The sequence below is a fragment of the Variovorax brevis genome, from assembly GCF_030317105.1.
Classification (GTDB): domain Bacteria; phylum Pseudomonadota; class Gammaproteobacteria; order Burkholderiales; family Burkholderiaceae_C; genus Variovorax; species Variovorax brevis.
The window spans coordinates 183,730-196,424 of sequence record NZ_JASZYG010000008.1; the positions used below are offsets into that span (position 1 = coordinate 183,730).

12 protein-coding genes are annotated in these 12,695 nt (G+C 66.4%); 10 read left to right on the forward strand and 2 right to left on the reverse strand.

Annotated features, from left to right (window positions below; all coding sequences use genetic code 11):
* Positions 1-17 precede the first annotated feature (17 nt).
* From QTI66_RS24745 to fahA, 4 genes are read left to right on the forward strand one after another with little or no spacing between them, the layout of a single operon-like run.
* Entirely contained in the window at positions 18-1,697 is a 1,680-nt protein-coding gene (locus tag QTI66_RS24745) for an FAD-dependent oxidoreductase (RefSeq protein WP_286562699.1), read from the forward strand.
* 13 nt (positions 1,698-1,710) lie between these two features.
* The gene (locus tag QTI66_RS24750) at positions 1,711-1,902 is read left to right on the forward strand and encodes a DUF2783 domain-containing protein (RefSeq protein ID WP_286562700.1); all 192 of its coding nucleotides are present in this window, start codon (positions 1,711-1,713) and stop codon (positions 1,900-1,902) included.
* Positions 1,903-1,929: 27 nt separating this feature from the next.
* The gene (hmgA, locus tag QTI66_RS24755; RefSeq protein WP_286562701.1) at positions 1,930-3,240 is read left to right on the forward strand and encodes a homogentisate 1,2-dioxygenase; all 1,311 of its coding nucleotides are present in this window, start codon (positions 1,930-1,932) and stop codon (positions 3,238-3,240) included.
* Positions 3,237-4,511, forward strand: coding sequence for a fumarylacetoacetase (gene fahA, locus QTI66_RS24760; protein ID WP_286562704.1), 1,275 nt, complete (start codon positions 3,237-3,239; stop codon positions 4,509-4,511). The genes hmgA and fahA overlap by 4 nt, the downstream gene beginning before the upstream one ends.
* A gap of 112 nt (positions 4,512-4,623) precedes the next feature.
* Here fahA and QTI66_RS24765 read toward each other — a convergent pair whose 3' ends face one another.
* Positions 4,624-5,070 carry an acyl-CoA thioesterase gene (locus QTI66_RS24765; RefSeq protein WP_286562705.1) on the reverse strand — a complete coding sequence of 149 codons (447 nt, stop codon included), beginning with the start codon at positions 5,068-5,070 and terminating at the stop codon, positions 4,624-4,626.
* A gap of 34 nt (positions 5,071-5,104) precedes the next feature.
* On the reverse strand, positions 5,105-6,079 hold the full coding sequence (locus QTI66_RS24770; protein WP_286562706.1) for a LysR family transcriptional regulator: 975 nt from the start codon (positions 6,077-6,079) through the stop codon (positions 5,105-5,107).
* Between the two features lie 103 nt (positions 6,080-6,182).
* Here QTI66_RS24770 and gtdA point away from each other — a divergent pair, with 103 nt between their 5' ends.
* The 6 genes from gtdA to QTI66_RS24800 all read left to right on the forward strand — a co-directional run bounded on the left by gtdA (position 6,183) and on the right by QTI66_RS24800 (position 12,687).
* The gene (gtdA, locus tag QTI66_RS24775; protein WP_286562707.1) at positions 6,183-7,253 is read left to right on the forward strand and encodes a gentisate 1,2-dioxygenase; all 1,071 of its coding nucleotides are present in this window, start codon (positions 6,183-6,185) and stop codon (positions 7,251-7,253) included.
* Positions 7,254-7,320: 67 nt separating this feature from the next.
* Positions 7,321-8,025, forward strand: a complete 705-nt coding sequence (locus QTI66_RS24780; protein WP_286562708.1) for a fumarylacetoacetate hydrolase family protein — start codon at positions 7,321-7,323, stop codon at positions 8,023-8,025.
* A 22-nt stretch (positions 8,026-8,047) separates the two neighbouring features.
* A complete protein-coding gene (locus QTI66_RS24785) occupies positions 8,048-9,340 on the forward strand; it encodes a 3-hydroxybenzoate 6-monooxygenase (RefSeq protein WP_286562709.1) in 1,293 nt (430 codons plus the stop codon).
* Positions 9,337-10,323 (forward strand): Bug family tripartite tricarboxylate transporter substrate binding protein, encoded by a 987-nt coding sequence (locus QTI66_RS24790; RefSeq protein ID WP_286562710.1) that lies wholly within the window; start codon positions 9,337-9,339, stop codon positions 10,321-10,323. The genes QTI66_RS24785 and QTI66_RS24790 overlap by 4 nt, the downstream gene beginning before the upstream one ends.
* Positions 10,324-10,345: 22 nt before the next feature.
* Positions 10,346-11,338, forward strand: a complete 993-nt coding sequence (locus QTI66_RS24795; RefSeq protein WP_286562711.1) for a Bug family tripartite tricarboxylate transporter substrate binding protein — start codon at positions 10,346-10,348, stop codon at positions 11,336-11,338.
* On the forward strand, positions 11,335-12,687 hold the full coding sequence (locus QTI66_RS24800; RefSeq protein ID WP_286562712.1) for an FAD-dependent oxidoreductase: 1,353 nt from the start codon (positions 11,335-11,337) through the stop codon (positions 12,685-12,687). The genes QTI66_RS24795 and QTI66_RS24800 overlap by 4 nt, the downstream gene beginning before the upstream one ends.
* The last annotated feature ends 8 nt before the right edge of the window (positions 12,688-12,695 follow it).

Sequence of the window (12,695 nt, forward strand, 5' to 3'; positions counted from 1 at the left end):
CAAGAAGCGAGTCCAGCATGCACATCAAGGAACTGGCGGCGGCTGCCGCATCGCCGCTCGACTACCAGGCGCTCAGCTTCGACTACGTGCGCCACGCGGACCAGGACGCGTTGACGCCCGTGAAGCATCCCGTGGTCGTGGTCGGCGCCGGGCCTGTCGGCCTCACGTTGGCCATCGACCTGGCGCTGCAGCAAGTGCCGGTCGTGCTCCTGGAGGCCGGCAACCAGCTTTCGAGCGGGTCCCGCGCGATCTGCTTTGCCAAGCGCACGCTCGAAGTCTTCGATCGCCTGGGCTGCGCAACGCGCATGGTCGACAAGGGCGTGTCGTGGAAAGTGGGCCGTGTTTTCTTCGGCGCCGACGAGGTCTATCGCTTCGACATGCTGCCCGAAACAGGGCACGAACGCCCGGCGTTCATCAACCTTCAACAGTATTACGTCGAAGGCTTCCTCGCCGAGCGCGCTGCCGGCTTGCCGAACGTCGACCTGCGCTGGAAGAACAAGGTGGTCGGCATTGCGCAGCACGCCCAGCATGCGGTGCTCACCATTGAAACCCCCGACGGCCCCTATGAACTGGCGGCCAGCCATGTGATCGCCTGCGACGGATCGCGCTCGAACCTGCGTGCGCTGCTCGGCCAGGAAAGCAAGGGCCGCATCTTCCGCGACCGCTTCCTGATCGCCGACATCACGATGGACGCGCACCTGGACGTGGAGCGCCGCTTCTGGTTCGCGCCGCCCTTCCATCCCGGGCAAAGCGTGCTGTTGCACAAGCAGGCCGACGGCATGTGGCGCGTGGACTTCCAGCTCGGCTGGGACGCCGACCCGGTGGAAGAGCGCAAGCCCGAGCGCATCGCCCCGCGCATGCGCGCGCTGCTCGACAGCATCGGCCACGAGGGCACGCAGTTCACCATCGGTTGGGCCAGCGTCTACACCTTCGCCTGCCAGCGCATGCAAAGCTTTCGGCACGGCCGTGTGCTGTTCGCCGGCGACTCGGCGCACGGCGTGTCGCCATTCGGAGCGCGCGGTGCGAACTCCGGCGTGCAGGACGCGGAAAACCTCGCATGGAAGCTCGCCGCGGTGTTGCGGGGCGACGCGCCCGACGCATTGCTCGACAGCTATGCAAGCGAGCGCGAATTCGCGGCCGACGAGAACATTCGTCACTCCACGCGCGCCACCGACTTCATCACACCCAAGAGCGACATCAGCCGCTTGTTCCGCGATGCGGTTCTGGCGCTGTGCAAGCAGTACGCCTTTGCACGCACGCTGGTCAACAGCGGACGCCTGTCGACTGCGACGACCCTGCGCGATTCACCGCTGAGCACGCCCGACGCGGATGCATTTCGCGGTGCCATGGTGCCCGGCGCGGCTGCCATCGATGCGCCCTTGCTGCGAGCCGACGGCAAGCCCGAATGGCTGCTGCGCACGCTGTCGCCACACCGGTTCAACCTGCTGGTGTTCGGCGATGCCAGGGACGCGGTGGTCGATGCCTTGGCGCCGCTCGCGCACGTCGTGCAGGTGCCGCTCGACGACGCCCATGCCCTTGCCGCCGCGCGCTACGACGCGCAGCCCGGCACCGTCTACCTGCTGCGCCCGGACCAGCACGTGTGCGCACGCTGGCGACGCGCCGACGTGGACGCCGTCCGCACGGCGATGGATCGCGCCTGCGCCCGCGCCGCCGCGAACGTGATGGCAACGGCCTGAAAGAAACATCGCGATGCAAGCACTCAACACCCAACCCAACTTCGAAGCGCCCGACGATTTCTACGAAGCGCTGATCGAAACGCACCAAGGCCTGAGCAACGACGAGAGCAACGCGCTCAACGCGCGCCTCGTGCTGCTGCTGGCCAACCACATCGGCTCGATGTCCGTCCTGCGCGAAGCGCTGCAGGCGGCGCGCGAGAGCTGATCCATTTCCTTGTCTGGAGTCCATGCCATGAGTTCATCCCACACCACGGAGCGCAGCTACCAGAGCGGCTTCGGCAATGAGTACGCGAGCGAGGCCGTGCCGGGTGCCTTGCCGCAAGGGCGCAACAGCCCGCAGCGCGCGCCGTTCGACCTTTATCCCGAGCTGATCTCGGGCACCGCCTTCACCGCGCCGCGCCACGAGAACCGCCGCACGTGGATGTACCGCCGACAGCCTTCGGTGGTGGCCGGTCGCTATCAACCCTACGCACAGCCGAACTGGACGACGGGCGGCGATCGCGCCATTCCGATGCCTCCGGAGCCGCTGCGCTGGGCGCCCATTCCGCTCGACGACAAGGCGGACGTCGACTTCATCGATGGTGTGCACACGCTGGCCGCCAATGGCGATGCGGAAGCGCAATCGGGCGTTGCGGCGCACATCTACTTGGCCACGCGCTCGATGGAGCGCCGCGCCTTCGTCAATGCGGATGGCGAGATTCTTTTCGTGCCGCAGCAGGGCCGCCTGGTCATCACCTCGGAGATGGGCGTGCTCGAAGTCAAGCCGGGCGAGATCGCGCTGGTGCCGCGCGGCGTCGTGTTCAAGGTGGCGCTGCCCGACGGCCCGTCGCGCGGCTACCTTTGCGAGAACTACGGCGCGCAGTTCCGACTGCCCGAACTCGGGCCCATCGGCTCCAACGGCCTGGCCAACTCGCGTGATTTCCAGGCGCCGGTGGCTGCGTACGAACACGACGGCGGCGAGTACGAACTCGTCAAGAAATTCAGCGGCCGCTTCTGGTCCGCGCCGACCAGCCACTCGCCCTTCAACGTGGTGGCGTGGCACGGCAACCTCGCGCCGGTGAAGTACGACACCGCCAACTTCATGACCATCGGCTCGATCAGCTTCGACCATCCCGATCCATCCATCTTCACCGTGCTCACCGCGCCGAGCGACACGCCCGGCACCGCGAACTGCGACTTCGTGATCTTTCCGCCGCGCTGGCTGGTGATGGAAGACACCTTCCGTCCGCCCTGGTACCACCGCAACCTCATGAGCGAATTCATGGGACTGGTCTACGGCGAATACGACGCGAAGCCCGGCGGCTTCAAGCCCGGTGGCGCGAGCCTGCACAACTGCATGGTGCCGCACGGGCCGGACGAAGAAGCCTTCGACAAGGCCAGCCACTCCGATCTCAAGCCGCAGAAGCTCGACAACACACTCGCCTTCATGTTCGAGAGCCGCATGCGCTTCATTCCCACCGGGTTCGCGCTGAACAGCCCGGCCCTGGACACCGCCTACGCCGACTGCTGGGCAGGCCTGAAAGACCAATTCAAAGCATCATGAACAACGCACAACTCAACGCCACCCACGATCCGAAGCTGCGCAGCTGGGTCGCATCGGCCAACGTCGCAGGCTGTGACTTCCCGATCCAGAACCTGCCCTTCGGCACCTTCAGCCAGGGCGCGGACGGCGAACGCCGAATCGGCGTGGCCATCGGCGACAAGATCCTCGACCTGCGCCGCGCCAAGCTGGTCGACACCGACGACTTGAATGTGTTGATGGCCGCCTCGCCGCAAGCGCGCAGCGCACTGCGCGCCGCGATCTCGCAAGGCCTGAGTGAAGGCAGTGCCAAGCGGGCTGAATGGGAAGACGCGCTGGTCGACGCATCGGCCGTCACCCTGCACGTGCCTTGCCGCATCGGCGACTACACCGACTTCTACACGAGCGTGCATCACGCGACGACGGTCGGCAAGCAGTTCCGCCCTGACAACCCGCTGCTGCCCAACTACAAGTGGGTACCCATCGGCTATCACGGACGCGGATCGTCCATCGGCGTGAGCGGGCAGCAATTCAAGCGACCCAAGGGGCAGATCAAGGGCGCCACCGATGTGCCGGCATTGGGCCCGACGCAGAAGCTGGACTATGAACTTGAACTGGGCTTCTTCATCGCGGGCGGCAACGAACTGGGCGAGCCGATTCCGATGGAGCGCGCGGAAGAACACCTGTTTGGCGTGACGCTGTTCAACGACTGGTCGGCACGCGACATCCAGCCGTGGGAATACCAGCCGCTCGGGCCCTTCCTGTCGAAGAATTTCGCGAGCACGGTGTCGCCGTGGATCGTGACCACCGAAGCGCTGGCGCCTTTCCGTGCGAAGTTCGAACGCGCCGAGGGAGACACGCAACCCTTGCCGTACCTTGACTCACCCGCCAATCGCGAGAGTGGTGCGCTCGACATCACATTGGAAGTCTGGCTGCAGACTGCAAAGATGCGCGAGGCCGGTGAAGGGGCCACGCGCCTGACGCGCGGCAATGCGGTGGAGGCGGCTTATTGGACGGTGGCGCAACTCATCACGCACCACACGGTGAATGGGTGCAACCTGCAGCCTGGTGATTTGCTGGGGTCCGGGACGTTGTCGGGGCCGAAGGCGGATCAGGCTGGATCGCTGCTTGAGCTGACGACCGGCGGGAAGAATCCGATCACGCTTCCCAATGGGGAACGCCGTGGGTTTCTGGAGGACGGGGACACGCTGATTCTGCGGGGCTACTGCGAGCGGGATGGGGCTGTGCGGATTGGATTGGGTGAGGTGAGTGGGACTGTGGTCGGGAACGGTTGAAAGGGGCGGTGCCCCCACCCCGGCCCTCCCCCGGAGGGGGAGGGAGCAAGACAGCAGCCACTGCATTCCGGGCGCTCCCCGAAGAGCCCCGAACACTGCGCTGTCAAACGCGCTATCCGCCCCCGGCCGCCCGGCTCGCCTCCAGGTGATTCTTCGCCCGCTCAGCGAGCGCCATCTCCCCCGGCGTAGCCGGCGTGAACGAATCCACCGGCAACGGCCGCCCATGCGAATCGACCGACACGAACACGATCAGGCACTCGGTCGTCTTGTTCATCGCGCCGCCTTTCATGTCGCCGCTGCGCACTTCCACCGAGATGTTCATGCTCGTGGAGCCGGTGAACACCAGGCGCGCCTCCACCTCCACCAGGTCGCCGATCATGATCGGCCGGTGAAAGCGGATGCTGCCGATGAACACCGTCACGCAATAGCGCTTGGACCAGCTCGTGGCGCAGGCGTAGCCGGCCTCGTCGATCCATTTCATGACGGTGCCGCCATGGACCTTGCCGCCAAAATTGACGGTGCTGGGTTCAGCCAGGAAGCGCAGGGTGATCGAGGACATGATGGTCGTTCGCGAGCCGTGGAATTGGAAACAATTATGCGTTTGACCGGCCCGTGCGCGCTCGCTTCCTTGCGGATTCCAGGGGCGCGGGCGGCGATGCCGGCGCCGCTGACGCGTGGCCGGAGAACAACTGCGCCATCGTGCGCCGCAGCCACACATTCCCCGCATCGGCATGAAAGCGCTCGTGCCAATGCTGCTTCACCGCATAGGCCGGCAGCTCAAAAGGCGGCTCGATCAGCTTGACGGCTTCTTGCGTCGAAAGCACCTCGCCCAGCACGCGCGGCACGATCACAATCAGCTCGGTGCGCGCCACGATGCGCGCCACGCCCAGGAAGCTCGACAGGTGCGCCACCACGTTGCGCTCGATGCGCTTGCGCGCGATCGTCTTGTCGACGATGGCGTGGCCAGTGCCCGAGGACGACACCACCGCATGCGCCTCGGCTGAAAAGCGCTTGATCGACAAGGTAGCGCCAATGCGCGGATGGTCCCTGGCGACCAGGCACACGAAGTTCTGCTTGAAGAGCGTCTGCTGGTAGAAGCCCGCGTCGAGCTGCGGCATGAAGCCCACCGCCAGGTCGACCTCGCCATCTTCCAGCCGCCGCGCGCTGCCGTTCGACACGATCTCCGTCTCGATGCGGATGCCCGGCGCCGCACGGCGCAGATGGTCCAGCAGCGCAGGCAACAGAACCACCTCGCTGATGTCCGTCAGGCAGATGCGAAACCGCCGGTTCGCCGTGGCTGGATCAAAGCTAACGCCGCTGCCGCGCGCCCTGTCGAGTTGCGCAAGCACTTCGCGCAGGGAAGGATGGATTTCCTGCGCCCGTGGCGTCGGCAGCATGCCTTGAGCGGTGCGCACGAACAGCCGGTCATCAAAGTGCGCGCGCAGCTTGTTGAGCGCGGTGCTCGCCGCCGACTGCGAGAGATCCAGCCGGTCGGCCGCCTTCGACACGCTCCCGCTCTTGTAGACCTCGTCGAATACCGCGATCCATTCCAGGTCCAGTCCTGCCATGCGTGCCACCACTATTGAAATAGAAGATTCTGCGTATTGTCGCCATCGCTTGAGCAAATAGTGGGGGCGGCGAACAATGCCCTCCAACGCAGGAGACAAATCGATGAACACCGCCCCACGGGCCGCAGCAGCAGCATCCGATCGCGCCGCCGAACGCCGTGACTACTACGCCCGCATCCGCCCCTTGAGCCTCACGCCGCTGTGGGAAGAGCTCCACGCCCTGGTGCCGCGCGAACCGCAAACGCCCTGCGTGCCGGCCCTGTGGCGCTATGACGAAATCCGCCCGCTGCTGATGGAATCGGCAGAACTCATCACCGCCGAAGAGGCCGTTCGCCGCGTGCTCGTGCTGGAGAACCCGGCGTTGCCCGGCCGTTCGTCGATCACGCAATCGCTTTACGCCGGCCTGCAGCTCATCATGCCCGGCGAAGTGGCGCCTTCGCACCGCCACGTGCAGTCGGCGCTGCGCTTCATCGTCGACGGCAAGGGTGCCTACACCACCGTCGGCGGTGAGCGCACCACCATGTACCCCGGCGACTTCATCATCACGCCGTCGTGGGCCTGGCATGACCACGGCAACGAAGGCATCGAAGGCGTGAGCGAACCGGTGGTCTGGCTCGACGGGCTCGACATCCCGATGGTGCGCTTTTTCGATGCCGGCTTTGCGGAGAACGATTCGTCCAAAGTGCAGCACGTCGCGCGCCCCGAGGGCCACAGCTTTGCGCGCTTCGGCCACAACATGGTGCCGGTGCGTCACGACCACGCATCGCCGACATCGCCCATCTTCAGTTACCCCTACGCACGCAGCCGTGAAGCGCTGGCGCAATTGCAGTGCAGCGAAGCGCCGGATGCATGGATGGGCCACAAGCTGCGCTACATCAATCCGCTGACGGGCGGCTCCCCCATGCCGACCATCGCCACCTTTTTGCAACTATTGCCAGCCGGCTTCGAAGGCAAGGCGCATCGCGTGACGGACGGCAGCATCTACAGCGTGGTCGAAGGGCGCGGCACCGCGCACATCGGCAACGAGCGCTTCGACTTCGGCCCGCGTGACACCTTCGTCGTGCCCTCGTGGGCGCCCCTGCGCCTGGAAGCGGGCGAAGACGCGGTGCTCTTCAGCTTTTCCGATCGTCCGGTGCAGCAGGCCATGGGTGTGCTGCGCGAAGCCTTTCCCTGATCCGCGATTTCGCCGGCGTGTCCGGTCTTCCTTTCAACCTGCGCCGCAGCTTGCGGCTGGAGCCTTCATGTCCTATGTCGTTTCACCGCCCGCCGTCGTGGGCCTGCTCATCGCCGGTTCTGCCGACTTGTTCCCGGTGCGCCGCGTCTACTGCGTCGGCCGCAACTATGCGGCGCATGCCCGCGAGATGGGTTTCGACCCCGACCGCGAGCCGCCCTTCTTTTTCTGCAAGCCGAATGACGATTCGTCCATCGTGCCGGTGCCGGCCGGTGAAACCGCGCGCATTCCGTACCCGGCGCTCACCACCAACTACCACTTCGAAGCCGAACTGGTCGTGGTCATCGGCAAGGGCGGCCGCGACATCGCCGCGGGCGATGCGGCTCAGCACATCTACGGCTACGCCGTCGGCCTGGACATGACGCGCCGCGACCTGCAGATCAAGATGCGCGAGCAAGGCCGGCCGTGGGAAATCGGCAAAGCCTTTGACCATTCCGCGCCCATCGGCCCGATCCACAAGCGATCGGACATCGGCGAATTACTCCAGGGCGCGATCACGCTCGAGGTCGATGGCAAGACGCGCCAGTCCAGCGACGTGAGCCATCTCATCTGGTCGGTCGACGAAGTGATCGCCAATCTTTCGACGCTCTTCGAACTGCAGCCGGGCGATGTCATCTTCACCGGCACGCCGGACGGCGTGGGCGCCGTCCAGCGCGGCGAAACCATCGACGTGCGCATCGCGGGGCTCACCCCGCTGCGCGTGGCCATCGTCTGAACGCAAGCAAGGAAGCACCACCATGAACAAAGCCTCCCCAACATCCGTCCTGCTGATCGGCGGCGGCATCGGCGGTCTCGCAGCGGCGCTGGCCCTCGCGCGGCTGGGCATCGCGGTCGAACTGCTGGAGCAAAGCGCGAGCATCGGCGAGATCGGCGCGGGCCTGCAGCTCGGCCCCAACGCCTTCGCGGCACTCGACGCGCTGGGTGTCGGCGCGCAGGTGCGGCGCAAGGCCGTGTTCACCGAGCGGCTGGTGATGATGGATGCCGTCGATTGCAGCGAAGTCGCTTCGGTGCCGGTGGGCGAGGCCTTTCGCAAGCGCTTCGGCAACCCCTATGCGGTCAGCCATCGCGCCGACCTGCACGGCGCGATCTACGAAGCGGTGAAGCAGCATCCGCTGATCCGCTTTCATACCTCGGCGAGCGTCGAGCACCTGGAGATCGGCGATCAGCGCGTGGAAGCCATCACGCGCGACGGGCGCCGGTTTACCGCCGCGGCGGTCGTTGGCTGCGACGGCGTGAAGTCGGTCGTGCGGGCCAACCTGCTGGGCGATGCGCCGCGCGTTTCGGGCCACGTCGTGTACCGCGCCGTCGTACCCGCCGCCGACATGCCAGCCGACCTGCGCATGAACGCCCCGGTGGTGTGGGCCGGCCCCAATTGCCACCTGGTGCACTACCCGCTGCGCGACGGCGAGCAATACAACCTGGTCGTCACCTTCCACAGCCGCGACAAGGAAGAATGGGGCGTGAGCGAAGGCAGCAAGGAAGAGGTGCTGTCGTACTTCGAAGGCATCCACGCGCGTCCGCGCCAGTTGCTGGACCGCCCCACGTCGTGGCGCCGCTGGAGCACCGCCGACCGCGACCCGGTCGCGCAATGGGGCCGCGGACCCGCCACGCTGCTCGGCGACGCTGCGCATCCGATGATGCAGTACCTCGCGCAAGGCGCCTGCATGGCGCTGGAAGACGCCGTGACGCTCGGGGCCGCCGTGCAGCGTTGCCGCGATGAAGATGGCGTCGACGACCTGCCCCGCGCCTTCCGCCTCTACGAAGAAGCGCGGGTTGCGCGCACGGCACGTGTCGTGCTGTCGGTGCGCGAGATGGGCCGGCTCTATCACGCCCAGGGCGTGGAGCGCCTGGTGCGCAACAGCCTTTGGGTGGGCCGCACCCCGGAACGCTTTTACGACGCCGTCGAATGGCTCTACGCGTGGACACCTGAGCGCTGCCTGGATGACGCCAGCCCGGTGTCCGGCACCCCGCCTGTTTCCGCTTCCAACACAACGACCACCACCAGAGACCTCGCAGGAATCGCGCAATGACGAAGAAACTCCGCCTCTCGCTCGCCGGCCTTGCCGCTGCACTGTTGACCGCCTCCGCGTTCTCGCAACCCGCGGCGGGCGACTACCCAGCCAAGCCCGTCACCATCATCACGCCCTTCGCCGCCGGCAGCGGACCGGACGCCGTGCTGCGCCTCGTTTCCGACAAGCTCGGCCGCCTGTGGAACCAGCGCGTGCTGGTGGACAACAAGCCGGGCGGCGGCGGCTTCATCGCCATCGACCAGGCCAAGCGCGCAGCGCCCGACGGCTACACCCTGCTGCAACTCGACAGCGAACACATCGCCGCCTTGCCGCACCTCTACAAGCAAAAGGGATTCGTGCCGCTGCAGCATTTCGACCCGGTCGCGTCCCTCTTTCGCACGCCCTTCTTCGTGGCGGTGCCCACCGATTCCAGCTGGAAGTCGATGACCGACCTCATTGCCGCCGCGAAGGCGAAGAACGGCGAACTGGTCTACGGCTCGTGGGGCGTCGGCAGCCCCGGCCACCTGGGCGCGCAACAGCTGGAAGCGCTCACTGGCACGCACATGCAGCACGTGCCGTACAAGGAGGTGTCGCAGCTCTACGCCAACGTGGGTTCCGGCGAAGTGCAGTGGAGCTTTGCAAGCCTGCCTTCGAGCCAGGGCATCTACAAGGCGGGCAAGCTGCGCTACATCGCCGTGGCCACGACGAAGCGCGTGCCGCAGATGCCCGACGTGCCCACCATCGCCGAGGCCGGTGGTCCGGCCGGGCTGGAGGTCAACTCCTTTGTCACCTTGTTGACGCCCAAGGGCGTGCCGGCGGCAATCAAGGCGAAAATCAACGCCGATGTAGCCAAAGTGATCGCCGACCCCGACATTCGCGCGCGCTTCGACACCTTTGCGTTCGAGCCGCTCGCCTGGTCGCCGGAAGAGATCGCGCGCAACGCCGAAGCCAAGTCGAAGGTCTATGGCGAGTTGGTGAAGCGGGGCAACATCAGCCTCGACTGACGCCAACTCCCATGGGACCACGATGCCTTTGCTGAACAACAAACGAGCTTTTCTCTTCACCCTTTGCGCCGCCTCTTTCGGCGCGCTGCTGCCCGCCGCCGGCGCTCTTGCGCAAGGCGCGGCAGCGTGGCCCACGAAGCCGGTGCGCATCGTCGTCGGCTTTCCTGGCGGCTCGACACCGGACATCGCCGCGCGCACCATCGCCGAGCCGCTGGGCAAGGCACTGGGCCAGCCTGTCGTCATCGAGAACAAGCCAGGCGCTTCCGGCAACATCGCCGCCGACTATGTCGCCAAGGCCACGGACGATCACACGCTGGGCGTGGTCATCAACGGCAACCTCACCTCTTCGAAGTTGCTCTTTCCCAAGCTCCCGTACGACCCGGCCAAGGACTTCACCTACCTCTCGCTGCTGACCACGGCACCTTTGATCCTGGTGGCGCCGGCAAACCTGCCATCGGGCACCGCTTTCCTGGATGCGGCGCGCAAGGGCGGCAACACCTGGAACTACGGCTCCGTCGGCGCCGGTTCGGTCGGCCACCTCGGCATGGAATTGCTCGAGAGCCGCGTGCCCGGCATGACGGCGATGCACGTGCCCTACGCCGGCAACCCGCAGGTCGTGACGGCCATGCTGGGCGGCCAGGTGCAAATGGCGCTGATTCCGCCCGGCGTCGCGATGCCGCAGGTCAAGGCCGGCAAGCTCAAGGCCATCGGCCTGACCAGTGGCCGCAGCGCGCTGGTGCCTGAAGTGCCGCCGCTGTCGGACATCGGCGTGCGCGACTTCAACCTCGAGGTGTGGACCGCGCTGCTCGGCCCGGCCAGCCTGTCGAAGGCCGCGCAGGAGCGCATCAGCCGCGAACTGGCGGTGATCATGAAGACGCCCGAAGTGCGCCAGCGCCTGTTGGATCAGGGCTGGCAGGCGGTGGGCACCTCGCCCGATGGCATGCGCACGCGCGTGAAGGAAGAAGCGGCGATCATGGCGCGCATCATCTCGACGAAGGGCATCAAGATCGAATGACGACGACCCGGCCGCCCATCATCGAGCCGCAGCGCACGCTGCCCGTCTTCGGCGAGTTCGACGTCGTCGTCATCGGCGGCGGGCCCGCGGGCATCGCCGCCAGCGTGAGCGCGGCGCGCCACGGTGCGCGCACCCTGCTGGTCGAGCGCTACGGTTTCCTGGGCGGCATGGGCACGGCTGGCGGCGTGACCAACTTCGCCGGACTCTACGGCCGCAGGAACGGCGAGATGACCCAGCTGGTGCACGGCGTGGCCGACGACCTGCTGGCGCGCATCGACGCCCTTGGCGGCCTGAACAAGCCGCAGGACGGCATGGGCGGGCGCATTCGCGTGCGCTCCTACGACGTGTCGGCGTACAAGTGCGCGGCCGACCAACTGTTGCTCGCTTCGGGCGTGCAACTGCTCTTTCATGCGTGGGCCGCGGCGGTCGTCAAGGACGGTGCGCGCATCGAGGCACTGGTGGTCGAGACCAAGTCAGGGCGGCAAGCCATCCGTGCCACCGCTTTCATCGACTGCTCGGGCGACGCCGATGTCGCAGCCTTTGCCGGCGTGCCTTTTGAAGTCGGCGATGGCCACGGCAGCAGCCTGTTTCCGACCACGATGTTTCGCGTGGGCCATGTGGACGCCGGGCGCGCACTCGCGGCGGTGGGCGAGTTCAAGGCCATCAACGACTTCATGGACAGGGCGCGGGCACGCGACCCCGAGGCCTACGACTTTCCGCGCGAAGGCGCCATCCTGCGGCCACAGATCGATCCGCGCGAGTGGCGCGCCAACGTGACGCAGATCCGCAATGCGCAAGGGCAGGCGATGAACGGCGTCGATGCGCGCGAACTGAGTGACGGCGAAGTGGAAGGGCGCCGCCAGATTGCCGAGTACTTCCGCTTCCTCAAGGCCGAGGTGCCAGGCTTCGAGAAGTCCGCCATCGTCGACATCGCGCCGCAAGTGGGCATCCGCGAGACGCGGCGCATTCAGGGCGTGTATGCGTTGAGCGGCGAGGACATCCTGTCATCAGCGCGCTTTGACGATGCCATCGGCGTGAACGCATGGCCCATGGAACTGCACGCCGACGGGCGCATCGAATGGCGCTTTCCGCGCGATGAAGCCAACAGCTTCAACCAGCTGCCGTGGCGCATGCTGGTACCCCATGGCATCGACAACCTGCTGGTGGCCGGGCGCTGCGCTTCGATGACGCACGAGGGGCAGTCGGCTGCACGTGCGAGCGGTGGCTGTTTTGTGATGGGGCAGGCGGCGGGGACGGCCGCTGGTTCGCTGGGGAGTGCGACTTTCGCTGGTGCGGATGTTGGGGCACTTCAGGCCAAGCTGGCGGCTGATGGGGTTTGGGTGGGTTGAGCTTTTCT